At 69.5% G+C, this 24,650-nt stretch carries 22 protein-coding genes, 2 tRNA genes and 1 pseudogene; 6 read left to right on the top strand and 19 right to left on the bottom strand.

Annotation, left to right across the window (positions count from 1 at the left end; translation table 11 throughout):
* The first annotated feature begins 415 nt into the window (after nucleotides 1-415).
* Nucleotides 416-1,618, top strand: coding sequence for a hypothetical protein (locus ACWGR4_RS15045; RefSeq protein WP_380003304.1), 1,203 nt, complete (start codon nucleotides 416-418; stop codon nucleotides 1,616-1,618).
* A 32-nt stretch (nucleotides 1,619-1,650) separates the two neighbouring features.
* Here ACWGR4_RS15045 and gcvH read toward each other — a convergent pair whose 3' ends face one another.
* The 8 genes from gcvH to ACWGR4_RS15005 all read right to left on the bottom strand — a co-directional run bounded on the left by gcvH (nucleotide 1,651) and on the right by ACWGR4_RS15005 (nucleotide 8,353).
* Nucleotides 1,651-2,070: a glycine cleavage system protein GcvH gene (gcvH, locus tag ACWGR4_RS15040; RefSeq protein ID WP_452132416.1), complete on the bottom strand. Its 420-nt coding sequence runs from the start codon at nucleotides 2,068-2,070 to the stop codon at nucleotides 1,651-1,653.
* 100 nt (nucleotides 2,071-2,170) lie between these two features.
* The gene (locus ACWGR4_RS15035) at nucleotides 2,171-3,484 is read right to left on the bottom strand and encodes a hypothetical protein (protein ID WP_452132415.1); all 1,314 of its coding nucleotides are present in this window, start codon (nucleotides 3,482-3,484) and stop codon (nucleotides 2,171-2,173) included.
* A gap of 151 nt (nucleotides 3,485-3,635) precedes the next feature.
* The gene (locus tag ACWGR4_RS15030; RefSeq protein WP_452132414.1) at nucleotides 3,636-4,397 is read right to left on the bottom strand and encodes a class E sortase; all 762 of its coding nucleotides are present in this window, start codon (nucleotides 4,395-4,397) and stop codon (nucleotides 3,636-3,638) included.
* A 65-nt stretch (nucleotides 4,398-4,462) separates the two neighbouring features.
* Nucleotides 4,463-5,545, bottom strand: a complete 1,083-nt coding sequence (locus tag ACWGR4_RS15025) for a class E sortase (RefSeq protein WP_380003299.1) — start codon at nucleotides 5,543-5,545, stop codon at nucleotides 4,463-4,465.
* A gap of 350 nt (nucleotides 5,546-5,895) precedes the next feature.
* On the bottom strand, nucleotides 5,896-6,534 hold the full coding sequence (locus ACWGR4_RS15020; RefSeq protein WP_380003297.1) for an aminodeoxychorismate/anthranilate synthase component II: 639 nt from the start codon (nucleotides 6,532-6,534) through the stop codon (nucleotides 5,896-5,898).
* Complete coding sequence (locus tag ACWGR4_RS15015; RefSeq protein WP_380003541.1) at nucleotides 6,531-6,797, bottom strand: hypothetical protein; 267 nt, start codon at nucleotides 6,795-6,797, stop codon at nucleotides 6,531-6,533. The genes ACWGR4_RS15020 and ACWGR4_RS15015 overlap by 4 nt, the downstream gene beginning before the upstream one ends.
* Nucleotides 6,798-6,858: 61 nt before the next feature.
* Nucleotides 6,859-7,554 (bottom strand): class E sortase, encoded by a 696-nt coding sequence (locus ACWGR4_RS15010; RefSeq protein ID WP_380003296.1) that lies wholly within the window; start codon nucleotides 7,552-7,554, stop codon nucleotides 6,859-6,861.
* 49 nt (nucleotides 7,555-7,603) lie between these two features.
* Complete coding sequence (locus tag ACWGR4_RS15005) at nucleotides 7,604-8,353, bottom strand: DUF881 domain-containing protein (protein ID WP_126640326.1); 750 nt, start codon at nucleotides 8,351-8,353, stop codon at nucleotides 7,604-7,606.
* 130 nt (nucleotides 8,354-8,483) lie between these two features.
* Between ACWGR4_RS15005 and crgA the strand changes: the two genes are divergently transcribed.
* Nucleotides 8,484-8,735, top strand: coding sequence for a cell division protein CrgA (gene crgA, locus ACWGR4_RS15000; protein ID WP_078976324.1), 252 nt, complete (start codon nucleotides 8,484-8,486; stop codon nucleotides 8,733-8,735).
* A gap of 263 nt (nucleotides 8,736-8,998) precedes the next feature.
* Here crgA and ACWGR4_RS14995 read toward each other — a convergent pair whose 3' ends face one another.
* Nucleotides 8,999-9,880, bottom strand: coding sequence for a rhomboid family intramembrane serine protease (locus ACWGR4_RS14995; RefSeq protein ID WP_452132413.1), 882 nt, complete (start codon nucleotides 9,878-9,880; stop codon nucleotides 8,999-9,001).
* Nucleotides 9,881-9,943: 63 nt separating this feature from the next.
* The gene (locus tag ACWGR4_RS14990; protein WP_380003294.1) at nucleotides 9,944-10,474 is read right to left on the bottom strand and encodes a peptidylprolyl isomerase; all 531 of its coding nucleotides are present in this window, start codon (nucleotides 10,472-10,474) and stop codon (nucleotides 9,944-9,946) included.
* A 201-nt stretch (nucleotides 10,475-10,675) separates the two neighbouring features.
* On the opposite strand from ACWGR4_RS14990, the gene ACWGR4_RS14985 reads away from it, so the two are divergent.
* Nucleotides 10,676-11,284 carry a DUF5324 family protein gene (locus ACWGR4_RS14985; RefSeq protein WP_452132423.1) on the top strand — a complete coding sequence of 203 codons (609 nt, stop codon included), beginning with the start codon at nucleotides 10,676-10,678 and terminating at the stop codon, nucleotides 11,282-11,284.
* An 83-nt stretch (nucleotides 11,285-11,367) separates the two neighbouring features.
* Here ACWGR4_RS14985 and ACWGR4_RS14980 read toward each other — a convergent pair.
* The 3 genes from ACWGR4_RS14980 to ACWGR4_RS14970 form a co-directional block, all read right to left on the bottom strand.
* Nucleotides 11,368-11,440 (bottom strand) — tRNA-Ala (locus ACWGR4_RS14980).
* Nucleotides 11,441-11,576: 136 nt separating this feature from the next.
* Complete coding sequence (locus tag ACWGR4_RS14975; RefSeq protein ID WP_170222265.1) at nucleotides 11,577-11,714, bottom strand: DLW-39 family protein; 138 nt, start codon at nucleotides 11,712-11,714, stop codon at nucleotides 11,577-11,579.
* A gap of 237 nt (nucleotides 11,715-11,951) precedes the next feature.
* Complete coding sequence (locus ACWGR4_RS14970) at nucleotides 11,952-12,764, bottom strand: NAD(P)H-dependent oxidoreductase (RefSeq protein ID WP_452130110.1); 813 nt, start codon at nucleotides 12,762-12,764, stop codon at nucleotides 11,952-11,954.
* Between the two features lie 125 nt (nucleotides 12,765-12,889).
* Between ACWGR4_RS14970 and ACWGR4_RS14965 the strand changes: the two genes are divergently transcribed.
* Nucleotides 12,890-13,888 carry a helix-turn-helix domain-containing protein gene (locus ACWGR4_RS14965; RefSeq protein WP_452130109.1) on the top strand — a complete coding sequence of 333 codons (999 nt, stop codon included), beginning with the start codon at nucleotides 12,890-12,892 and terminating at the stop codon, nucleotides 13,886-13,888.
* A gap of 102 nt (nucleotides 13,889-13,990) precedes the next feature.
* Here the strand turns inward: ACWGR4_RS14965 and pknB are convergent, their stop codons facing one another.
* The 6 genes and pseudogenes from pknB to ACWGR4_RS14935 all read right to left on the bottom strand — a co-directional run bounded on the left by pknB (nucleotide 13,991) and on the right by ACWGR4_RS14935 (nucleotide 22,343).
* Nucleotides 13,991-15,883: a Stk1 family PASTA domain-containing Ser/Thr kinase gene (pknB, locus tag ACWGR4_RS14960; protein ID WP_452130108.1), complete on the bottom strand. Its 1,893-nt coding sequence runs from the start codon at nucleotides 15,881-15,883 to the stop codon at nucleotides 13,991-13,993.
* Between the two features lie 206 nt (nucleotides 15,884-16,089).
* A complete protein-coding gene (locus ACWGR4_RS14955; protein WP_452130107.1) occupies nucleotides 16,090-17,601 on the bottom strand; it encodes a peptidoglycan D,D-transpeptidase FtsI family protein in 1,512 nt (503 codons plus the stop codon).
* A gap of 322 nt (nucleotides 17,602-17,923) precedes the next feature.
* Nucleotides 17,924-19,342 (bottom strand): annotated as a pseudogene (locus tag ACWGR4_RS14950) (FtsW/RodA/SpoVE family cell cycle protein); the annotation flags it as partial.
* Nucleotides 19,308-20,903: a PP2C family protein-serine/threonine phosphatase gene (locus ACWGR4_RS14945; protein ID WP_380003288.1), complete on the bottom strand. Its 1,596-nt coding sequence runs from the start codon at nucleotides 20,901-20,903 to the stop codon at nucleotides 19,308-19,310. The gene ACWGR4_RS14945 and the pseudogene ACWGR4_RS14950, both read right to left, overlap by 35 nt.
* A 5-nt stretch (nucleotides 20,904-20,908) precedes the next feature.
* The gene (locus ACWGR4_RS14940; RefSeq protein WP_078976335.1) at nucleotides 20,909-21,448 is read right to left on the bottom strand and encodes an FHA domain-containing protein FhaB/FipA; all 540 of its coding nucleotides are present in this window, start codon (nucleotides 21,446-21,448) and stop codon (nucleotides 20,909-20,911) included.
* Nucleotides 21,449-21,458: 10 nt separating this feature from the next.
* A complete protein-coding gene (locus tag ACWGR4_RS14935; protein WP_126640227.1) occupies nucleotides 21,459-22,343 on the bottom strand; it encodes an FhaA domain-containing protein in 885 nt (294 codons plus the stop codon).
* A gap of 387 nt (nucleotides 22,344-22,730) precedes the next feature.
* On the opposite strand from ACWGR4_RS14935, the gene ACWGR4_RS14930 reads away from it, so the two are divergent.
* Nucleotides 22,731-22,814, top strand: a tRNA-Leu gene (locus ACWGR4_RS14930).
* Between the two features lie 100 nt (nucleotides 22,815-22,914).
* Nucleotides 22,915-24,297, top strand: coding sequence for a DUF2252 domain-containing protein (locus tag ACWGR4_RS14925; protein WP_380003284.1), 1,383 nt, complete (start codon nucleotides 22,915-22,917; stop codon nucleotides 24,295-24,297).
* Nucleotides 24,298-24,650: the final 353 nt, after the last annotated feature.

Genomic DNA, 24,650 nt, shown 5'->3' with positions numbered 1-24,650 from the left:
GGGGGCGAAACGGGGGTGAGCGGATCAGACCGCCCGCCCCTCCGGACGACTTGGCGTAACGACGATGCGGCGCCTTGGGTGCCGGCCCGCACAAGCGCGGCGCGTTCGGACTTCCTCCACGTGTTCAAGGACCGTTTGCCCCGCGCTCGGCCGGGGCGTGCTGTGCCTGTGGCGGGTGGTGTGCCGGGCGCTACATCGAAGCGAAGCGCGCACGCTCCACGTGGCCCCGTTCGGCCGGGTCGAATCGGCGTGGGTCGGTGTGTTCGCGAGGGTGCGTGGCCTGAATGCCCGACCTTGTGTCGGCCAACCTTTTCACGGCTTCTTGTGACGTCCGAAACACGTTCCGATACTGGCACCTGGCCACCGCGAACCACTCACCGACCGCACATCCGTGGCGGTCCCGGGAGGAGACGCCATGCCGCCTTTCGATCAGCCCGTCGACGGAATACTCGCGCCCCGCTCGGGGGCCGAGGGGACCCACGCCGCGAAACTCGACATCAGCGGAGACATCTATACCGAGTTCAGCGGCTTCCAGGTCACGATTCACCTGAGCCGGGAGGCCGTCGAGTGGATCAGCACCATGGAGAAGCTCTTCGACGCGTATCTGGAAGTGTCCATGGAGGCGCTGGAGGAGGTCGCGCCGTTCTTCGACGTGATCAGTGCCTACATCCAGGCCGAGGTGACGGCGATCGAGGCCGTCTCGGAGACGGTGCCGGACGGTCGGGTCAAACTGGTGGGGGTCATTCCCTTTTCCGTCCTGGTGCCCGAGCCGGACGAGGGCTTCGTCCCGCCGGGAGGATGGCACCCCCCGCCCGTCGTGAACGGTCTGCGGTGGTGGACCGTGAACTCCATCAACCTCTACAACGGTCGGTGGTGTTTCACCGCCACCAACTCGAACCCGAACAAGTCCTCGGTGTCGTCGATCTACTTCACCACGGACTACGACGGGAACTCCATGCACATCGACCCCCGGGATTTCCGGGACACCTACGGATGGACCGGCCTCAGAGGCCACGCGGAGTTCAACAGTGGGCTGGACACGTGCGTCTACGTCAAGCGCACCGGGATGTGGTGGCTGTTCAACGGCGAGTACTGCGCGAGGACGAACGGCTACGGAGACACCGTCACCTGGTCGCCGCAGAAAATGACGGATGCCTGGAGGGGGTTCGCCCGGATCGCCAACGGAGAATTCGGCCGGGACGAGCAGGACCAATGGGCCGGCGGCGTCTCCTGCGTCACGGCCGTCGACGACTACTACCTGTTCACCGCGGGGACCCGGGTCGCCATGCTCGACGCGGGCAGCGGGGACTTCAAAGCCGACTGGCCCCGCCCCGTGGACATGACCGACGTATGGCCGGCTCTCGAGAATCTCCCCGCGGCCGGCATCAAGGACGGCAGCGGACCGAAAGCCGTGTGCTGGTACCAACACGGCAATACGAGGACATGGCTCCTGGTCTTCCACAGCAAGATCTTCGTCAACAGCTCCGCCTTCTACAGCCCGGTCGGCTTCATCTACGACTACCTGGCATGTCGATCCGACGTGGCGAACGAGCACTTCAGCTGGAACGCCATGTTCAACTACCTGAACGGCCCGTGGCCCTACCCCCGCTGCGATTGACCGGCGGTACAGGGGTGAAATAGGGGCGCGGGTCAGTCCGACGCTTCTTCTTTGATGTAGTCGGCGTACTGGTCCGCGGTGAGCAGGCCGTCGGTCCGGGCCGATCCCTCCGTGCGGAGTCGGATGGTCCAGCCGTCGCCGTAGGGGTCGTCGTTGACCTGTTCCGGACTTTCGCTCAGGGTTTCGTTCACCTCGACGACCTCGCCGGTCACGGGTACGTAGACCTCGCTCACGGCCTTCACCGACTCCACGTTGCCGAACGGCTCGCCGGCCTCGAAGCGGTCGCCCACGCCGGGTAGCTCGACGTAGACGACGTCGCCGAGTTGCTTTTGCGCGTGATCCGTCAGACCGACCCGCACCAGGTCGCCCTCGACCTGGGCCCACTCGTGGTCCTTGCTGTAGAGACGATCGCTCGGGATGTTCGCCATGCCGGCCTCCGGGGCTTTTTTCATCGCTTTGTGGGTGGCGATGGCAAGCCTGCTACACCCCCGCCCCGGGCGGAACCGGACACACTCGTACGAGTGACAACGAGCACCGGAGGCAGGCGAGGCTTCAGACCGCGGAGTTCGAAGGCCCTGCCGCCGGCATGCCGGCAGGGTCGGCGGACTGTCGGGTCTGCCGGCCGAGGTAGGCGGACCAGGCTTCGGGCCCGCGGCGCATCTGCACCTCGGGATCGTCGTCCCGAAGTCGGACCAGGTGGCGCCGCGCGGCCGCGAGCGCTCCGCCGGGGCCGGGTACGAGTTCCCGAAGGGCGACGATCGACGGGCCCACGCGGCGCGCGTCGTCCCCGTTGGGGATGCGCAGCCACGCGGCATGGGCGCAGTCGGTGGGGCCGACGACGGTCGCATGGTCGTGGGGCAGGCCCCGCATGCGTCGCCGGGCGACGTCCCGGTACAGCTCGCAGGCATGCAGGTAGCGGCCGGCCATCGCCGACGCCCAGGCGTGGACTTCCCGAGCGGCCCATGAATCGGGGTGATCGAACCCCAGGGTTGTGGCCAAGCGGTGGTCCAGCTCTCGAGCCGCGAGGACGGCGACCGTGTGGTCACCCGCTTCACTCGCCGTGCGAATCCGCGTGAGATCCCCCGTGTACGCCGCCGGGTCGGACGGTTGCAGGAGTATCCGCTCGGGTGTCTCGGCAGTCGTGACCTCGGAGGGGGCGAGCGCGGCCGGCGGCGCCCCGGGGTGGACGTTCCCCAGCTGCAACCCGGGTACATCGGGTACGAGTTCCACGGTGTCGACGGCCAGGCCGGCCCGCTCGACCACCGCACGGTGGATGTCGGACGGATGCACCTCGGCAGGCACCCGAGGTATGCCCTGCGGTAGCACGGCGGACAGCGCGCGGGTGAAGGGACTGGTGCCGTCCGCCGATTTGGCCGGCGGGTTGATCACGCCCCACACCGGGAGGCTGCTCGTCAGTGACGCGGGGGCGGTGTCGTGAAGGCGGGCCCAGCTCTGTGCGTCGGTGGCGAAGTCCACGATGACCAGTGTTCGGTTGCGAGGCCGCGAACGAAGCGCGTTCACCAGCCACTCCCACGGCAGCCCGTCGTAGCGCACGCTGCGCGGCGTGGAGTCCCGCAGCCCGAGATGCGCGGCGCCGGTGCGATCGAACATCAGCAGACCCGAGACGTACACGACCACGGGCCCGGGCACGCGCGCCGCCGCCTTGATGCGGCTCAACACCGCGTGAGGGTTGACCGCATCGTCGATCTGGACCACGTCGACACCCGAGGCCCGAGGAGCGAAGCACGTCGGAGGTATCTCGGTCATCGCGCCCAGGTTGGCGCCGGTGCCGCGCAGGTGTCGACGGGACGCACGACCCCGTGCGCTCTCGATCAACAAGAGGTGGCCCCGTACAGCAAGGGTCATCTTCACCCTCCGTTGCTGAGATCAAGAGGAGAGCGAAGCTATCAAGTGCCGTCGCCCTTGGGTAGCGATGTCGAGCCGACAGGCCGTGTCCGTCGGGTCCGGTGCCCGTTCGCGGGCCGTGAAATCCCCGAGACCCGCATTTGCCCCGCGCTCAGCGGCGTAGGGCCGCCGGCTTCGTGTCGCCCCGTTTCGGGTCCGTCGTGGTGAGTTCGCCCCAGTAGATCATGCGGTTCTTGGAGGTGAACTCCGGATCGCACGTGGTCAGGGTGATCAGGCTGCGGCCGGCGGGCCCGCCCAGGTCCGGGGGGCGGGAGGTGAGGACCGAGCCGTTGGAGGGCTTGGTGATGAACGGGCCCTTGACGATCGTGTACGTGAACCACTGGGTCTTGGTCTCGACCACGACCTTGTCGCCGGCCCGCAGGTTGTTCAGGTGGCGGAACGGCTCGCCGTGTCCGTTGCGGTGGCCGGCGAGGCCGAAGTTGCCGGCGCCGCCGGGGCCGACGTAGGGCGGGTACGTGTAGTGGCCGACACCCTTCGAGAGCGAGGCCAGGCTGGACCCCTCGATGATCGGCTGGTACCAGTCCGAGCCGAGTCTGGGGATCCACAGGATGGCCAGCGTCTCGCCGCGGATGGTGTGCGAACCCACCACCTTCTGGCCGTCCTTGCCGCCGTCCACGCTCACGTCGGTGGGGCCGTTCAGGACGTCGGTGGGCGGCTGCGCGGCGGGCGGTTGGGTGTTCTCGGTGCCCTGTCTGGCCCAGTCCCTGCGCAGTTGGTCCACCTCGCTGCGGGCCTCGGCCCGGGCCTCGAAGTTGGTCCAGTAGAGCTGGTGTACACACAGCAGCAGGCCGACCAGGCCCAGGGTCAGGAGGAGTTCCGCCCCGACGCGAATGGTTTTGCGTACAGCGCCCATGGGTCGACAGCTTGGCACAGACAAGAAGTTCGGTCAGGACCCGGAGACCGGAATGTGATGCGCCGTCACTTCGCCCCGGCCAGCAGCGCGTCCGGTTTGCCCTGGGAACGCGGCCGCTCCTCCTCCAGATGGCCCCAGACGATCAGGCGATACGTCGAGGCGCCGTCCGGCGTGCACGTGGTCAGCGTGATGTAGCGGCCGGGCTTGGTGTACGGCCCCTTGTCGGGGATCGGATCGATCACCTGGATGTGCGACGGCGAGGTCTGCGGCAGGTCCGCGTCGACGGTGTACGTGAAGTACGTGGTCGCGGTCTCCACGACCACCTTGTCGCCGGGCTTGAGCTTGTTGATGTAGCGGAACGGCTCGCCGTGCCCGTTGCGGTGCGCGGCCACCGCGAAGTTGCCCTGGGCATCCCACGGCATCGCGGTCTTCGGGTCGTTGTAGTGGCCCACCAGGCCGTTGTTGAGCACTTTGCCCCGGTCGGTGCCCTCCGCTATCGCCTGCTTCTCCATCCCGATCCGGGGGATGTACAACAGCGCGAACCCCTTGTTCGGGGCGACGTACTGGCCGGGATTGCGCGGGTCGACCACCTGGCCGGGCGTGTCGTTCCAGCTCTGCTGTATGTCGTGCGCCTCGTTCCGGGCCTTCTCCGCCGCCACGATGTTCGTCCACCAGGTCAGATACACCACGTACAGGACCAGGAGTACGCCCACCGTCATCGCGAGTTCGCCCACGAGGCGGGCGCCGGCGGTCAGTATCCGCGCGCCCGTCGACGGCTTGGCCGCCCGCCGCCGCGCGGCCCGTCCGGCGCCCTCGGCCGGCTCCGGGCGCGCGGGCGGACGGGAGCCGCCCCGGCCGGCCTTCTTGCGCTGCGCCTTGCGCCGCTCCGCCCGCCCGCCGGGTACGACCGCGCCGCCGTCCGCCGCGGCCGGCGTCGGCGTCGACCGCGGAACGGCCTCCGGAGCGGGCGCGTACACCGGGTCGAGCACCGGATCGGCGCCCACCACCCCCGCGTCGGCCCGAAACCACGCATCCATCGCGTCGGACGCGTCCACGGCGTTCGCCGCGCCCACCATGTCCGGCGCACCCGCCGCGGCCCGCACCCCCGGCAGCGCCCGAGGCGCCTCCACCATCGCCGCCGGCGGCATGTAGACCGCAGTCTGCTCGACCGACTCGGCCCGCTGTCGCTGCGCGGCCCGCCGACGGGCCGCGCGCCCGCCCGGAACCGGATCCGAAACGGCCGGAAGAGCCGCTGTGGGCGGTGCCGTGAAGCCGGGGTCGACCAGGTCCCGCGCATAGTCCTCGGGCGCATACGGGGCCGGCTCTCCCGCTCCGTGCCGCCCGCCGCCACCCGCTCCGTGCCGTCCGCCCCCGCCCGAGGCGTGCGAACCGCCCGGCCCAGCCGAGCCGCCCGCACCCGGCCCGTACGGAACACCTTCCGCCCCATACGCCCCGGCCTCGCCCGCCCCGTACCCGCCGTCGGGTATCGACCCCTCGGTCAGGCCGGGAGCGGCGTGCGCCCGACGACGGGTGCCAGACCCGCCGACCGGTCCGGCGCCGTCGGGTCCCCGCAACTCACCAGCCAGTTCGCCAGCATCCGGTGGCCGTACTCCGTCAGCACCGACTCCGGGTGGAACTGCACGCCTTCGACCGGTCGGTCGCGGTGCCGCAGGCCCATGATCACGCCGGTCCCGGTCCATGCGGTCACCTCCAGTTCGGCCGGAATCGTGTCCGGATCCACCGCGAGCGAGTGATAGCGCGTCGCGGTGAACGGCGACGGCAGGCCGGCGAAGACGCCCGCCCCCTCATGCACCACAGGGCTGGTCTTGCCGTGGAGAAGCTCGGGCGCCCGGCCAACGGTAGCGCCGTGCGCCGCCGCGATGGACTGCATCCCCAGGCACACCCCGAAGACCGGCACCCGGCCGCCCTCGCGGCGCACCATCTCCATGCAGATCCCGGCGGCCTCGGGTGTCCCGGGGCCCGGGGACAGCAGTACGCCGTCGAATTCCTCGGCCTCCTCGACCGTCACCGCGTCGTTGCGCCGCACCTCGCAGGTCGCGCCGAGTTGGTAGAGGTACTGCACGAGGTTGAAGACGAAGCTGTCGTAGTTGTCCACGACGAGAATGCGCGCGCTCATCCCGGCAGTCCTCCCGGCAGTGAAGAAGGTGACCCGGATGACCCCGCCGAGGTCGCACCCGCCGGAAGCGGTACGCCGCCGGGCCCGGTGGTGTTCGTCACGTTGTCCTGATCGACCGTCACATCGCTGAACGGCAGCAGGGGTTCGGCCCACGGGAAGACCCACGTGAACAGCGCGTACACGATGGCCAGCACCAGGACCAGGGAGAGCAGGAGCTTCACCCACACGTTCCCCGGCAGGGTGCGCCAGATCCAGCCGTACATCAGGCCCAGGCCCTCTCTCGCTCGCCGCCCGCGCGGCCCGACTCGCTCATCCGCGCCCCGCTCATCCCTGCAACGCCGCCGGTCGACCGGAGGACAGCGGGGTCCGCGACTCCAGGTGGCCCCAGACGATCAACCGGTGCGTGCTGCCGAACTCGGGTTCGCAGGTGGTCAGGGTGATGTATTTCCCGGGCGCCGTATAGGCCTTCGCCGGCACCGGGTCGAGCACGTGCACATCCTCGGGAACGGTCTTCAGGACCGCCTTGTCCCCGGGAAGGCTGACCGGCTTGTCGATCGAGTAGACGAACCACTCGGTGATGCCCTCGATCACGACCTTGTCGCCCACCTGCAGCTTGGGCACGTTCAGGAACGGGTCGCCGTACGTCTTGCGGTGCCCGGCAATGGCGAAGTTGCCGTCCTGACCCGCCTGCGCGCTGCCCTTGTACCAACCCAGGCCCTTTTGCAGCTCCTTGGGCGTGACCCCGGGCCGGATCGTCTTGTACCAGCCGTCACCGAAACGGGGGATGTACATGGTCCCGAACGGCTCACCGTCCTCGTACGGGGCCTGTGCCGCGGGTACCTGCGCGACCGGCACGTCCTTGGGCACGCTCGCCCCGATCCGCTTGCGCGCCTCGTCGAGCTTGTGCATCTCGTCGGCCCGCGCACGATCGGCCAGCACGCCGGTCCAGTAGAGCTGATAGACGACGAACAAAAGGATGACGACGCCCAGTGTGATGAAGACCTCCCCGAGGCCTCGCATCGTGGTCCGCAACACTGTCGTCAGACTCCCCTCGATTCACCGCTGCCGATCACGTCCCGGAGACTTTCGCATACTCCAGGCCCAGCGGGCCCGTATACCCCGGCGCATCGATGCGCTTGCGGTCCTCGACCTTCCACCCGAGGCCGAACGCCTCGACGTAGTCGGTGTAGTTGGACACGCTCTTGCTCTGATCCAGGGCGCGCCGCAGGGCGCCGATGTCGCCGACCGCCGAGATCACGTACGGGGGCGAGTACACCCGGCCGTGCAGGATCAGCGTGTTGCCGACGCAGCGCACCGCGGACGTGGCCACGATCCGCTGGTCCATGATCTGAATCGCCCGCGCGCCGCCGTTCCACAGCGCGTTCACCACGCCCTGGATGTCCTGCTGGTGCACCACGAGGTCGTCGGCGGTGGGTTCGCGCACGCCGGGTACGCGGGACTTGGCGTCGGGCGGGGCGTCGGTCAGGGTGACCGTCAGGCCCTCGCCGGAGACCGGGGTGACCCCGGCCGGGTCCGCGACGGCGTCGATGCGACCGCGCGCCTGGGGGTCGTTGGCCTGCTCCTGGACCAGCCCGTCCACGTCCCGCTGCAGCTTGGACAGGTCCTGCTGGGCGCTCTCGTTGCGCCGACCCTGGTCCCGGATCACGTCGGAGAGTTTGAGCATCTGCGCGTCGCTGCGCAGATTGGTGCCGTGGGAGGTGTCGGCGCTGATCCAGAAGAGCAGACCGGCCAGGGCGAACACCACAAGTGCGGACAATCGGGGTACGATCGCACGCCAGGACATCCCGGACGGCCGCATGGCGAAGATACGCACGTCGCCGTACCCTCCTTCCGGACCTGACAGCGACTACGCTAACCGACACATCACCGGATCGTGTCGCGTGTGCTGCGCACCCACTCGTCCGGCTACATCGACAGGAGAGACTCTCGTGCCGAAGTCCCGGATCCGTAAGAAGGACGACTTCACCCCGCCGCCCGTCAAGAAGACGACCATAAAGCTGGACTCGCGCCGCTGGGTGGCGCCGTTCATGCTGGCCCTCTTCGCGATCGGCCTGCTGTGGATCGTGGTCTTCTACGTGACCGACATGCGCTTCCCGATCGAGTCCCTGAAGAACTGGAACATCGTTGTCGGCTTCGGCTTCATCGCCGCCGGCTTCGGCGTGTCCACTCAGTGGAAGTAGCGCATACGCGCAGCTCAGCGAGTTTTCCCGGGGAGACTCCACAGAGTTATCCACAGTGGGGATAACTGGGCGGATCCTGTGGATAACCCGTTACGGTCCAACGACCGGCCGGGATGTGGGTAACGGCTCGCATCCCGGATTCATCACTTTGGGTCATTGGTAGGACTCACGGGGTGACTGTGCTCGGGTGTCGGGCCCGGGTCGTGTGCCTGTTGCCCGTTGTCTCGTGCCCTCGCGCCGTCGTGACCCCGCGCCCTCGTGCCTCAGACGATCTGCGCGGTCCGGATCAGCACGATCGCCACGACGACCGCCAGCACCGCGAGCAGGCTGCCCACCTGGACCAGGGTCCGCTGCCGCGCCGGCGCGTAGACCACACCGATCGCGGCGAGCGTGCCCGCGACCAGTCCCCCGAGATGTGCGCGCCAGTCGATCGTGCTCATGTTGAGGAACGTGATCATCAGGTTCAGCGCCAGCAGGATGATCAGCGGTTTCAGGTCGTAGTTCATCCGCCGGCCGAGCACGATCATCGCGCCGAACAGTCCGAACAACGCGCCCGAGGCGCCCAGCGAGCCCTGGTTCGGTTCGGCGATCAGATACGACAGCGCGCTGCCGCCCAAGCCCGCGACCAGGTAGAGAGCGACGAACCGGGTCCGGCCCAGCGCCGCCTCGAGCGGCGGCCCCAGCATCCACAGGCCGAGCATGTTCAACCCGATGTGCCAGAACTGCTGGTGCAGGAACGTCGCGGTGAGCAACCGGTACCACTGGCCCTCGGCGACACCCTGCCACTCGCCGCCCATGAAGAAGCGGCCGACGAGTATCCAGCGGTCCACGAACGTATTGCCGACCACCTGGACCAGCACGAAGACGGCGAGGTTGAGCCCGATCAGGGACTTGGTCACGATCGCGGGCGCGGTCGTGGGCGCGACCCGGCCGCCCGCCACGGTGCGCGCCTCGCGTACCTGGCGACTGCCCTGCCGGACACAGTCCGGGCACTGGAAGCCGACGGACGCGCTCACCATGCAATCGCCGCAGACGGGCCGCTCGCAGCGCGTACAGCGAATGTTCGACTCCCGATCGGGATGCCGATAACACACGGACGGACCGGCCGGTCCGGTCGCACTCGGCTGCTGCTCGTCGGGGCTCATGCTCACCTTCAGGCACGCGCCGCGGGCCGGGACCCGAAGAGCCCCGGCCCGTGCGCTCGGGGTTCAGGACGAGACGGTCTCGACCTCGACCGTGTTGATCACGACGTCGGATGCCGGACGGTCGCGCATGTCGGTCTGGGTACCGGCGATCGCGTCGACGACCTTGCGGCTCTCCGCGTCGGCGACCTCACCGAAGATGGTGTGCTTGTTGTTCAGGTGCGGCGTGGCACCCACGGTGATGAAGAACTGCGAACCGTTGGTGCCCGGTCCGGCGTTGGCCATCGCCAGCAGGTACGGCTTGGAGAACGCCAGGTCCGGGTGGAACTCGTCGGCGAAGCGGTAGCCCGGGCCGCCGGTTCCGGTGCCCAGTGGGTCACCGCCCTGGATCATGAAGCCGGAGATGACGCGGTGGAACACGGTGCCGTCGTAGAGGCGGGCGGTGGTCTTCTGCCCCTTGGCCGGGTGGACCCACTCGCGCTGCCCCTGCGACAGCTCCACGAAGTTCGCGACCGTCTTCGGTGCGTGGTTCGGGAACAACCGGATGCGGATGTCCCCGTGGTTGGTCTTGATGGTGGCGAAAAGTTCCTCGGCCACTGATGTGCCTTCCCTACGGTTACACGGACGGTCTTCTTGAATCCTCGGAATCCTCGCATGCCGCGGGCGGCTCCTGCCACGAGACCACCGCGGACACCATTCCACCGTACGGACCGCACGCCGATACGCGGCGCATGAACCCGGGATCGTCGGGAACAGATAGCGGATGAACCCGGCGAGGAGGAGGATGTCGTGACCCGCATGGATCCGGTCCGCGAGGCGACCGGCAGGACCAGGGAGCGGCTTGCCCCACACGCCGCGCACGCCAAGGAGGCGGCGATCCACTACGCGGGCGCGGCACGTGAGCGAGCGGTCGAGACCACCCGCGAGAAGGTCGTACCTGCACTGGTGAACGCCAAGGAGACGGCCGCACCGCACGTCGAGCACGCCGTGGAGACGGCCCGCCACCGGGTCCGCCACGACGTGGTTCCGCGCGTATACCAGGCGGTCGACCAGGCCCGGGGCGCCGCCGAACCCGTCCGTGACGAGGCCCTCCTGCGGGCCGGCGCCGCGCTGTCCGTCCTCAAGGGCGAGATCAGCGCCGAGGACGTCGCCCGGGTCGGCCGCACCAAGCGGCGCCGGGCCCGCCGCCGCAGGTTCCTGATGATCACGGTCGTCGCGGGTGGCGGCTTCGCGGCCTTCCTGTGGTGGCGCCGCCGCAACGCCCGGCCCGAGTGGCTGACCGACGAGCCCGACGAGGCCCCGCAGGGCTCCGCCACCACCCCGCAGACCCCCGCGTCCCTCGACGACGAGGTAAAGCTGACCGAGGACGAGTTCCGCTCAACCGCCCCGAAGCGGGACGCCGACTGACCCGCCCGAACACACGACGAAGGGCCCGGCATCGCGCCGGGCCCTTCGTCGTATCGCCAGTCGTGGATCCTGTACGGATCCTGTGGAGCCTAGGGGAGTCGAACCCCTGACATCTGCCTTGCAAAGGCAGCGCTCTACCAGCTGAGCTAAGGCCCCTCGGTACCGAACCAGATTAGCGGCAACCGGGCTGCGATTTCACGACACCTCATCCGGGCAAGTGTGACGTTTCACGTGAAACGTCACACTTGCCCGGATGGGTTCAAGCCTCTGCGGGGTCTCCCGCACGATCTGTTCAGCGGGTGCCGGTGCCCGCCGGAACCGCGTCCGTCGCCTCGGTCCACAGATCCTGCTCGGCCCGATCCGCCTGAATCTGCCGGTAGACCAACAGGCCGGCTACAGCAGCCAAAGCCACCAGGATCAGCTTCTTCATCAGCGTGGCCTCTCCGTCCTGCGAGTGACGTTCGTGCACCTGTCCGCGTGCCGTGGGCGCTGCGGTCGGGTCGGGCTCGACAATAACAGGTGGACCGAGGCACCGACCAATGCCGAAAGTCGTGGTCCGAGCGCTGGTCGTCGGCCCCGGCGACGCCGGTCCGCGCAGGTCGCCGCCCGTTTCGCGGCCCCGAACCACCCCCGCGTACCGGGGAGTCGGGCACGACCGGCCCCGGGCTCAGGCGCCCGACCGCACATGCATGTCGATCCCGCTCGTCCCGGGCTCCTCGACGCCCGGCAGCAGCCGCATCTCACGGTCGTAGTCGCCGCCGCCGAGCGCGCGGAAGGCCACCGGCTCGTCGGTGAAGAGCCCGTCGAGCCGTCGGGCGTACTCCTCCTTCGCCGCCTCGAACCGCTCCGGCGACACGTCGTTCGAGCCGTACACCACGAACGGCTCGAGCGGGGCCAGGCCGGTGAACCAGAACAACCCGTGCTGGAGCGGGAAGAGCAGTTCCGCCGGCCGCCCGTGAATGCCCCGGTCGGAGAACGCGGTCTCCCGGGCGCCGGCCGTCACCGACAACAGTGCCCGCCGCCCGGCCAACGCGCCCTCGCTGTACGGGGGCGGGACCTTTGGACCGTAGGCGAATCCGGCGGTGAACACCCGGTCGATCCAGCCCTTCAGAATCGCCGGCGCGGAGAACCACCACATCGGAAACTGCAGGACGACCGCGTCCGCCCAGAGCACCTTCTCCTGCTCGGCGGTGATATCCGGGGCCAGCCGCTCGGCCAGCGTGGCCCGCTGCGACTCGGCCATCACCCGAAGGCGATGGTCCGCGACGTGCTCCGGGAAGTCGTCGCCGTCCACCGCCGCCTTCCACTTCATCGCGTACAGGTCGGACACCCGCACCTGGTGTCCCGCCGCCCGCAGCCGTTCGACCGCGAACTCGGTGAGCGCGCCGTTGAGCGAGCGCGGCTCGGGATGGGCGACGACGACGAGGACCTTGCGGGGCGACGGCGTGGGCCGGCCGGACTGCGGCGTGGTGGGGTTCATGGAGCCAACGCTCCTCCGGGCGCGAACGGGTAGCCAGGACCCGGTTCAACCGGCGGAACCCCGTTCCTGGTATTGCGAGAACCACACAGGCCCGATCCGCCCGGCGCCCACGCATACTTGACCGCATGAACGGGGTGGAGCAGGGCGAGCGTACGACCGCCACCGAGCGGCGCACCGGGACGGCGGGCGCGCCCGCCGTGCACACCGACGACGAGGTCGAGGGCGTCGGCGATGCCCGGCGCGCGCTGGGCGGCTTCCTGCGGGCCCGCCGAGGCCGCGTCGCACCGGAGCACGTCGGACTCGTCGGCGGCCGGCGACGCCGGGTCCGCGGCCTGCGCCGCGAGGAGTTGGCCCAGCTCGCCGGGATCAGCGTCGACTACTACGTACGCCTCGAACAGGGTCGGGCCACCCAGCCCTCCCCCGAGGTGCTGGACGCACTCGCCCGGGCGCTCGGCCTCGACGCCGCCGAGCACCGGCACCTGATCACGCTGGCCGGTACGCGCCGCGCCCCCGCGCCGACGGCCCGGGTCAGCCCGCTGATCCAGCAGATCCTGGACTCGCTGACCCGGCTCCCGGCCTTCGCCACGAACCACCGCCTGGACACGGTGGCCTGGAACGACCTGGGCGCCGAACTCGTCGGCGGCCTGGCCGATCCGAGCCGCCGCGACCGCAACAACGCCAGGTTCCTCTTCCTCGACCCCGCCTCCCGCCTCGTGTTCCCCGAGTGGGAGGAGCGGGCCGAGGACGCGGTGGGCCAGCTGCGGGTCTCGGCCGGGCGCTATCCCGACGATGCGGAACTGGCCACGCTGATCACCGAACTCTCCACCCACAGCGCCGATTTCCGGCGGATCTGGGCCACCGGCAAGGTGCTGGTCTGCGGCGCCGGCCACAAGAGCGTGCACCACCCGGCGGTCGGCTCGATGCACCTGGACTACGAAACCCTCCGAGTTCCCACCCCGACCGGCGACACCGCCCTGGAAATCCACGTCTTCCGCGCCCGCCCGAAGACCCCGTCCGCAACCGCCCTGTCCCACCTGGCCACACTCGCCACCCGGGCAACCACCCCCGACCTCGCCCCCGCCGATGCACGGCACCGGACGCCGCGGAGCCCGACTGGAGATTGAAGACACGCCCCAGGCCCTGCTCGCCCCCCGCGCGTCGGCCGGAAACGGCCGAGGCCCCGGGAGCTTTGGCTCTCGGGGCCTCGGTTGGGTGGTGCCTGCGGGTCAGTTCGGCCAGTTGCCGTGGCCGCCTCTCAGGTCGCCGCCCAACACCGAGTTGCCGCCGCCGCCCTGGTTGTTGCCCGACGGGGGCGGGCTGCTGGAGCCCGTGTTGCCGCCCGGGGTGCCCGTGGCCGGAGGGGCCGTGGTGGCCGGGGTCGGGCCCTTGGAGACGGTGAGGTTGATGGTGCCGCCCTCGTTGATCTTCGAGCCCGCGGTCTCGCTCTGCTTGAACACCTGGCCGGCCGGCTTCTCCGTCGTGTACTGGTCGGAGGACTTGGTGACCTTGAACCCGAGGTTCTCCAGCTTGGCCTTGGCGTCGTCGTAGCTGAGGCCGACCACCTGCGGCACCTGCACCTGGGTCTTGCCGGTGAAGATGTTCAGGGTGACCTTGTCGCCCTCGTTCAGCTCGGCGCCCGCGTCGGGGCTGGTCGAGCAGACGGTGTCCCGGGTGCAGCTGGTCAGCGTCTGGCTGCGCACGGGGTCGGCCAGCAGACCGGCGTCCTTGAGCTTCTTGGTCGCCTCCTCCTCGGTGGCGCCCTTGAGGCCCGGCGGGACGGTGGTCTTCTTCGGGCCGCCGAAGGCCCAGACCTGGATGGTGTCGCCCTTCTTGGCGCTCCCTCCGGCCGGCGGGGTCTGCTTGCAGATGGTCCCCTTGGTCCCGGTGGCGTCCTTGGGGCACTGCGACGGGTCGTTGTTCATGTTGATCTTGAACCCGGCGTTGTCCACCGCCTTGGTGGCTTCCTCCAGGGTCTTGCCGGTCAGGGTGGGCACCCCCGCCGACTTGTCCTCGCCGTCGCCCATCAGGGTCTTGCCGATGAAGAAGGCCGCGACCAGGACCGCGATGCAGGCCAGTGCCAGCAGGATCCAGGCGCCGCCCCGGGACTTCCTCGGCTCGTCCCGGCGGCGGTCGTTGTCGTCGAGCTCGTACTGCCCCGTGGCCGGCCCCTGGCCGTGAGCCGGGATGACCTGGGTCGCCCCGCCCGCCGTCGGCGGCAGGTACTGCGTCGCCGGGTCGGCCCCCATCGGCGCGGCCATCACGCTCGGCGCGCCCACCGGCAGGCCGTGCAGCGCCCGCTCGATGTCCGCGCGCATCTCGTCGGCGCTCTGGTACCGGTTGTCCGGGTTCTTCGCCAGCGACTTGAGCACGATCGAGTCGATGGTCGACGAGACCTCGGGGTCGAACGTGCTCGGCGGCAGCGGGTCCTCGCGGACGTGCTGATAGGCCACCGCGACCGGGGAGTCGCCGATGAACGGCGGGCGTTCGGTCAGCAGCTCGTAGAGCAGGCAGCCGGTGGAGTAGAGGTCGGTCCGGGCGTCCACGGTCTCGCCGCGGGCCTGCTCCGGCGACAGGTACTGCGCGGTGCCGATCACGGCCGCGGTCTGCGTCATGGTCATGCCGTTGTCGGCCATGGACCGCGCGATGCCGAAGTCCATCACCTTGACCGTGCCCTGCCGCGTCAGCATGACGTTGGCGGGCTTGATGTCGCGGTGGATGATGCCGTTGCGGTGGCTGTACTCCAGCGCCTGGAGCACGCCGGCGGTCATCTCCAGAGCCCGTTCCGGCAGCAGCCGGCGGCCCGAGTGCAGCAGCTCGCGCAGCGTCGAGCCGTCCACGTACTCCATCACGATGTACGGGATCGAGATCCCGTCGATGTAGTCCTCGCCGGTGTCGTAGACCGCGACGATCGCCGGGTGGTTCAACGAGGCGGCCGACTGCGCCTCGCGGCGGAACCGGGCCTGGAACGTTGGGTCACGGGCGAGATCGGCGCGCAGTGTCTTGACCGCCACACTGCGTCCCAGACGAATGTCACGGCCCATGTACACCTCGGCCATGCCACCACGGCCGAGGACCGCGCCGATCTCGTACCGGTCGCCGAGGCGACGCGGCTCTTCCATAACTTCCAGCCCTTCCCTTACCGGTCCACGGCCTTCGGTCTTCGGCCGGCCGGTACCGCGGCGATTGCCCCAACGGTCCGGCGCGTTCTCCGACACGGTACCGGTGCGGCGGCCCGGCGGGCCGTCACACCCGAGCCACGAGGGCACGTCGATATCTGATTGCAGTAGTGCTCGGAGTGACTAGCGGGGTGATCGTGTGCCATGGCTCACTTCTTGACCACGGCTTCCATGATTGCCTTGGCGACGGGTGCGGCGAGGCTGCTGCCGCTGATCTCGTTGCGTTCGGCGTCGCTGTCCTCCACCACGACCGCCACGGCGACCTTCTTGCCGTCGGCACCCTTGGCGTAGGAGACGAACCAGGCGTAGGGGTTCCCGCTGTTGTTCTCGCCGCGCTCCGCCGTGCCGGTCTTGCCACCGACGGTGACCCCGGGGATCTGGGCCTTCTTGCCGGTGCCGTTGTCGACCACGCCCTTCATCATGTCCTGGAGCATCTGCGCGACTTCGGGAGTGGTGGCCTCGCCGGCTACCTGCGGCTGGGTCTTCTCGAGTACCGAGAGGTTCTGCGCCCGCAACTCGTCGACGAGGTAAGGCTTCATCACCTTGCCGTTGTTCGCGATGCCGGCGACGACCATGGCCATCTGCATGGGGGTCGCGGCCACGCTGTCCTGGCCGATCGACGAGCGCATCAGGGCGCCCGTCTCCAGCCCGGCGGGGAACACGCTGGCGGTGACCCGGCTCGGGATGTCGAGCGGGTTCTGGTTGGTGCCCTTGCCGAAGTTGTTGAACCCGAACGCGTCGGCTTGAGCCTTCACCTTCTCCTGGGTCAACTGCTGACCGACGCTGGCGAACACGGTGTTGCAGGACAGTTCCAAGGCCCGCTGCAGCGTCGCGCCCGCGCACTCGCTGTGTGAGTCCGGCAGGAACTGGTTCGAGTTCGGGTAGAAGAGCTTGCCGTCCCTGAGCGGCACGCTCGGCACGCTCTCGGGCTTGAACTGGCCCGAGGACAGCGCTGCCGCAGCGGTGACGAGCTTGAAGGTCGAGCCGGGGGCGTAGGTGTACCGCATGGCCCGGTTGTCCATCGGCTTCTTCGGGTCGAAGACGTCGTTCTTCTTGTTCTTGTCGTACGTCATCTGGTCGTATGCCTTGGCCACCGCGTTGCGGTCGTTCTGGGCCAGCACGTTCGGGTCGTAGGACGGCGTGCTGACCATCGCCAGCACCTTGCCGGTGTCCGGGTCGATCGCGACCGCAGCGCCGGTCTTGTCCTTGAGGCCGTTGTACGCGGCCTCCTGCGCCTTGGCGTTGATCGTCAGCGCGACATTGCCGCCCCGGGTGCCCTTGTTGGTCACCGTGTCGAGCACCTTGCGCACGAACAGCCGGCTGTCCTTGCCGCTGAGGATGTCGTCGTCGATGCTCTCCAGCAGGTTCTTGCCGACGAACGGCGAGATGTAGCCGGTGACCGGCGCGTACATCGCACCGAACTCGTACTTGCGCAGGAACTCGTACTGCTTGTCGTCGGTCTTGACCGAGCTGGTGATCGGCTTGCCCTCGACGAGGAAGTCGCCGCGCGGGTGCGAGTACTTCTCGTAGATCGCCCGCTTGTTGTGGCTGTTGTTCGCGTAGTCGTCGGCCTTGACGACCTGGACCCAGTTGGCCCGCAGCATCAGTGCCGCGACCAGGATCAGGCAGAAGACGGAGACCCGCCTCAACGGCTTGTTCACGGTGTTTCCCTCCCCTGGACGTGCGTTGCGGCGGTCACGGGTTCGGCCCGCCGGAGCCGCCCTGACCCGGTGGGCCGAACGGGGCTCCGCCGCCGGGGTTCGGCGGGGGCACGAATGGTCTCGGTGGCGTCCCGGCCCCGCCCGGAGGCGGGGTACCGGGGGCGCCGGGCACCCCGCCCGCCACGGTCAGCGCCTCGGGATCGGGAGCGGACGAACCGTCGGCGGGCGTCGCGTTCGGCGGCGGCGGGGTGGTGCCGCCGGCCGGCGTGCCGTCGCGGCCCGAGGCGTGCGAGCCACGCCGGGGGGCCACTCCCGCGCCCGGGTCGAAGGTCCCGGCGGGCGGCGCGGGGCGGCGGGCGGTGTCGCTGATCCGGATCAGGATCGCCACCAGTGCCCAGTTGGTGATCACGGACGAGCCGCCCTGGGCCAGGAACGGCATCGTCATACCGGTGAGCGGGATCAGGCCGGTGACGCCGCCCGCGACCACGAAGACCTGGAGCGCGATGGTGACCGACAGGCCGGCCGCGAGCAGCTTGCCGAACGGGTCGCGCGCGGCCAGCGAGGTACGCAGACCACGCTCGATCAGCAGCGCGTACACCATGAAGATGGCCATCATCCCGGCCAGGCCCAACTCCTCGCCGACCGTGGTCAGGATGAAGTCGCTGCGCGCGGCGAAGCCGATCTCGGTCGGGTGGCCCTGGTTGAGGCCGGTGCCGAGCAGGCCGCCGGTGCCGTAGCCGAACAGGGCTTGGGCCAGCTGCTCGGACTGCACCGATCCGCTGCCGTTGTAGGCGGCCAGCGGATCCAGCCAGGCCGCCACGCGGTCGTGCACGTGCGGTTCGAGCGTGCCGACCACGACCGCGCCGCCGACGGCCATGAACAGACCGAACAGCAGCCAACTCGTGCGCTCGGTGGCCACGTAGAGCATGACCACGAACAGGCCGAAGAACAGCAGCGAGGTGCCGAGGTCGCGCTCGAACACCAGGATCAGGATGCTCAGCAGCCAGACCACCACGATCGGGCCCATGTCCCGACCGCGCGGGAAGTACAGCCCCATCACCTTGCGGCTGGCCAGCGCGAGCGCGTCGCGCTTGGCCATCAGGTAGCCCGCGAAGAAGACCGTCAGCACGATCTTGGTGAACTCGCCGGGCTGGAAGTTGAACGGGCCGAGCCGGATCCAGATCTTCGCGCCGTACATGTCGCCCGGGAACGGGATCGGCGACACGAGCAGGACCAGCGCGAGCGCCATGAACGTGTACGTGTAGCGCTGGAGCAGCCGGTGGTCCTTCAAAAGCACCACGATGCCCACGAACAGCCCGATGCCGATCGCCGAGTACATCAGCTGCGAACCGGCCGCCGCGGTGCCGTGCCTGCCGCCCAGACCGATGCCCTTGACGATGTCCAGGTCGAGCCGATTGATGAACATCAGGCCCATGCCGTTGAGGAACGTGGCCAACGGCAGCAGCAGCGGGTCGGCGTACGGCGCGAACTTGCGGACCAGCAGGTGCGCGATTCCCGCGAAGATGCCGAGGCCGAAGCCGTACTTGATCAGGCTGCCCATGGGCAGTGACCCGTCCCCCGCCAGTCCCACGTTGGCGTAGGCCAGCATCGGCACCAGGACCGCGAATCCGAGCATCATCAACTCGGTGTTGCGGCGATTCGGTGCGGCTTGGGGGGTGATCGTCGTGTTGCTCACGGCGCTCCCCTCAGTTCGTTCCGGCGGTTCCGGCCGGTCGCGGATAACACTGCTTGGCCAGCTCGGCCTCTTCGGCGCTCAGCCCCGCCCCGGGTGCCTCCGGTGTCGCCGCCGGTGGTGTCGTGCTCGTACTCGGTGGTGCCGAACTCGCCGGTGCACTCGGGCTCGTGGTCGTGCTGCCCTTGCTTCGACCGCCCGACTCGGTGGGCGGCGCGGTCGAACTCCGGTTGCTGCGCGAGGCCGTCGTCGAGGTGTGCTTGGCGACCGGCAGGTTGGTCTGCAGCGCCACCGGGAGACCTTGTACCTGCTGCGGGAACGCGTCCACGCTGCCCGCCGGCTGGGCGCCGGGGTTGCCGGGAGTCTCGGTCTTCTTCATGTCCTGCGCCGAGTACGACCTGCGGCACACGTCGGCCTGGCGCTTGAGCCGGTCGATGGTGTGCCGCGCGTCGCTCAGGCTCGTCGCGTCGAGCGTGCTGTTGACCGCGTCCCGATTGGGCTGACCGATCAGGGACAGCTTCACCTCGTCGTAACTCTGGTACGTGCTCGCGAGGTTGATGCCCAGGATCTTCGAGTCGATCCCCCGGTAGATCGCTACGTGGTCTCCTTTGTCGGCCACGAAGTATTGCGTCTGGGTCCAGTAGTAGGCGCCGCCGAGCGCCGCCACCAGCACCGCGACGCCGCCCCAGATGGGCAGCGTCTTGCGCAGGGTGGACTTGGGCTTGGGCTTGCGCCGGCTGCCCGGCTCGGAGACCAGGGCCTCGGTCTCGTACTCGCCGGCGGTCAGCTCCCGGGCCCGGGAGGCCGGGGTGGTCGGCAGCGTCGTGGTGTCGTCCACCACGGCCGCGACCGCCCCCACCACGATCGGGCTGTCGGAGGGCTGGTCGGAGGGGTCGACCACGTCCGCGACGATGCAGGTGATGTTGTCCGGGCCGCCGCCGCGCAGCGCGAGCTGGATCAGCTCCTGGACCGCGTCGTTCGGATTGCCGTAGGTGAGGAGGGTGGTCTCCATCGTCTCCCGGCTGACCACCCCCGACAGGCCGTCGCTGCAGATCAGGTAGCGATCGCCGGGCCGGGCCTCGCGCACCGACAGGTCCGGCTCGACGTGGCCGCGCCCGTCCAGCGCGCGCATCAGCAGCGAGCGCTGCGGATGGTGGTCGGCCTCCTCCTCGGTGATCCGACCCTCGTCGACCAGGCGCTGCACCCAGGTGTGGTCCTGGGTGATCTGCTCCAGGGCGCCGTCGCGCAGGAGGTAGGCACGGGAGTCGCCGATGTGGGCGAGGCCGAGTCGGCTCCCGGTCCACAGCAGCGCCGTCAACGTGGTCCCCATGCCCTCGAGCTGGGGATCGTCGTCGACCATCACACGCAGTCGGTCGTTGGCGCGATCGACCGCCGAACGCAGCGCGTCGAGCAGGTCGGCCCCGGGCACGTCCTCGTCGAGTTCGACGATGGTGGACAGGACTTCGGAGCTGGCGACTTCGCCCGCTGCCTGCCCGCCCATGCCGTCGGCGACCGCGAGCAGGCGAGGACCGGCATACCCGGAGTCCTCGTTGCCTTCTCGGATCATGCCCTTGTGGGATCCGGCGGCGAAGCGGAGAGAGAGGCTCATTCAGGCTACCTGCGCAGCTCGATAACGGTCTTGCCGATGCGGATCGGCGCACCGAGCGGCACGGGGGTCGGACCGGTCAGACGCGTACGGTCCAGGTAGGTACCGTTCGTCGACCCGAGGTCTTCGACCACCCAGCTGCCGTCGGGCGCAGGGTAGATGCGGGCGTGCCGACTCGACGCGTAGTCGTCGTCGAGCACGATGGTCGAGTCGTGCGCCCGGCCGATGGTGATCTGCTGATCCGTCAGATTTATCGTCGTGCCGGTCAGCGAGCCTTCGGTGATCACCAGTTTGCTCGGGCTGTTGTTGCGTTGGCCGCGGCGGGGCCGGGCCTGCTGCCGCTGCGGAGGCGGGGCCGGCTGCGCCTGCGGAGGCGGAGTGGCACCTCCTCCGGCTGCGGCCGGCGCGGCGGTTCTGCGCCGCGTGGGTCGTTGGGTCACGCGTGTGCCGAAGAGGTCGCTACGGATCACCTGTACGGCGACGATCACGAACAACCACAGCACAGCGAGGAAACCCAACCGCATAACGGTGAGGGTCAGCTCAGACATGCGCCCGTTGTCACCCCTCGGCTTGGCGGAACACGACAGTGGTGCTGCCGAGCACGATGCGCGATCCGTCCCGCAGGCCGGCACGTTGGCAGTGCTGGCCGTCGACGACGATCCCGTTGGTCGAACCGAGGTCCGTGATCGACGCCGGGGCGCCTACGCGGATCTCGGCGTGGTGCCGCGAAACGCTCGGATCGTCGACGCGAACTTCCACATCGGTGCTGCGGCCCAACTTCACGACCGGGGCGGTGAGCTCGTGACGCACCCCGTTGACCTCCAGCCAGGTACGCAGCCGTGGTGCCGGCGGCGGAGTCTGACCGTAGCCGGCCTGCTCCCCCGGCTGTGGCCGGGGCGGCGTTCCCGGGGTCCCGGGCGGGCCGAAGGGGGGCGGTGCGGGCACCCCGGGCGGGGGTGGCCCGCCGGGTCGACCGTATCCATAACCCTGCGGCGGCTGCTCGGGTTGCGGCCCCCCGCCCGGGAAGGGCGATGCCTGCGGGGGCTGCTGCTGGTCCAGGTGGGACTGGCTGCCCGCGAGTGCCTGACTGCGCACCCGGTACAGACCCGTGTCCAGATCGTCGGCATGTTCGAAATGGACCTCGACGGGGCCGATGAACGAGTAGCGCTGCTGTTGCGCGTAATCGCGCACCACGGTCGCCAGCTCACCGCCGAGTTGCTGCACGTACGGGCTCAGGCGCTCATAGTCGTGTTGTCCGAGCTCGACGACGAAGTCGTTCGGGACCATGGTGCGGTCTCGGTTCCAGATCGTCGCGTTGTTGTCGCACTCGCGCTTGAGGGCGCTGGCGATCTCGACGGGCTGGACATCGGACTTGAACGCCTTGGCGAAGGCGCCGTTGACCAGGCCCTCGAGCCGTTGCTCGAACTTCTTCAGGGGACCCACGGGCACCTCCTTCCGTACGCGATCGGCCGGTCCGGTCCTACAGTCTGCTCACTGATCGTATCCACGCGTGGGAAACGGGCGCGGTTCCCTACCGTGGCCACTGTAAGGAGTGTTGGCTTTCACAGGGATTCCTACACCCTGTCGACCCCTCGGTGGCTCGCTTGCAGTAGTTGTGCCGCGACCGTGTGCGTGGCCCGGGTCGAAGCCCGTTCACCGTACGGTGCAGGGCAAGCATGCCGGAGAGGCGGGGGTCGTGGGGATCCCGGTACGGAAAGATGAACCGTTGGTTGCTCTGGGTGGCCATACGGGTGCTCATGGTGTGAGCCGTGGGGTCTGCGGGTAAGGATTCGTAATGGGCCTCGGGCCCGTGCTAATCTTTGATTGCTCGCGCGGGTGGCGGAATAGGCAGACGCGCTGGATTCAGGTTCCAGTGCCCGAAAGGGCGTGGGGGTTCAACTCCCCCCTCGCGCACCGAGCAAAGGCCCCAGGTCATCGACCTGGGGCCTTTTCGTATGTCCGGCCATGTGTCGTGCATGGCCGGTCGTGGGCTGCGTCCGGGGAGGATCGGTACATGTCGGGGACTTCGGTGGGGCGGGAATTCATCGTTCCGGGTTTTCGGGACAGGTCGGATGTCGCGTCCAAGGCGCTGGGCAAGGGCCTGCGCGAGCGGGTGTCGCGGTCCGCGCACGCGGCGTTCGAGCCGGCGGCGGATCGGCCGGACGTGGTGGAGAGCGTCGAGCGCTCCAACGTCGGGCGGCTCGAACACCTGGTGCCGTTGCGGATCGGGCGGATGGCGGCCTCGCCGTTCGCGTTCCTGCGCGGGGCGGCCGGGTTGATGGCGGCGGATCTGGCGGCGGAGCCGGTGACGGGGCTGACCGCCCAGATATGCGGTGACGCGCACGCGGCGAACTTCGGGGTGTTCGGGACGGCCGAGGGTCGGCTCGTGATGGACCTCAACGACTTCGACGAGACCGTGCAGGGACCGTGGGAGTGGGACCTCAAGCGGCTGGTGGCCTCGCTCGTGGTGGCGGGTCGGGTCGGCGGGCTCGACGAGGACGCGTGTCACGTGGCCGCCTACGACGCCGCCGCGTCGTATCGCAAGACGATGGCGCTGCTCGCCGGAATGCCGGTGCTCCAGGCCTGGAACGCGATCGCCGACGACTCGCTGGTGGCGCACGCGGACGCGGACGAGTTGTCCGGACTGCTGGCGCAGGTCACCGCGAAAGCGCGGCGCAACACCAGCGCGCGGTTCGCGGCCAAGTCGACCGCGCGGCGCTCCGACGGCACCTGGCACTTCGTGCCCGATCCGCCGGTGCTCACCGCGGTGGACGACGATCTCGCCCGCGCGGTGGCGGGCGGTCTGGAGAGCTACGTGGACACCCTCTCCACCGAGCGGCGGCCGCTGTTGGCCCGGTTCGCGGTGGAGGACGTGGCGTTTCGGGTGGTCGGTACCGGCAGCGTCGGTACCCGGGCCTATGTGGTGCTGCTCCTGGGCAACGGCGACGAGCCGCTGGTGTTGCAGGTGAAGGAGGCCCGTCCGTCGGCGCTGGCGCCGTATCTGCCGCCCACCCGGGTCGAGCACGAGGGGCGTCGGGTGGTGGTCGGGCAGAAGTGGATGCAGGCCGGCACCGACGCGCTGCTCGGCTGGACCTCGATAGACGGGCGCGACTTCATGGTGCGGCGGTTCCGCAATATGAAGGGCAGCATCGACGCGACGCTGCTGGCCGCGCACGAGATAGACGACTACGCGCGGATGACCGGCGCGCTGCTGGCCCGGGCGCACAGCCACTCGGTGGACCCGCAGGTGTTGGCCGGTTATTGCGGGAAGAACGACCGGCTGGAGGACGCGTTCGCGCGGTTCGCGGTGCGGTACGCGGACCGTACGGAGGCCGACCACGAACAACTGCTGGCCGCAGTGCGGTCGGGCCGGCTGCCGGCCGAGACCGGGGTCTGACTCGGCGGGGGTTCAGCCCCTGGGTGCGCGGGACGAGCCTGGCCGATTCCCTCGTTGCGATGGGGCGAGCGCCTGCTCAACCGGGGTGAAGCCCCGGGGCCCGGGACGACCCTGGCCGATTCCCTCGTTGCGATGGGGCGAGCGCCTGCTCAACCGGGGTGAAGCCCCGGGGCCCGGGACGACCCTGGCCGATTCCCTCGTGCGCGTTGCCGCGCACGAGGGCTTCGTGTCGTGGACCGGCCGGCGGGGTGTTCCGGCGCGGTCGCCGCTCCGGGGCGGGGCGGCGGGGGGACGAGGTGTGCGGGCGGCGGGGGCATGGGGTGTACCGGCCGCCGCGCGTGCGGGGTGCCCGG

The sequence above is a fragment of the Embleya sp. NPDC055664 genome (assembly GCF_053618075.1).
The sequence above is the reverse complement of the archived record's forward strand: the minus strand, read 5'-3'. Positions and strand labels throughout refer to the sequence as shown.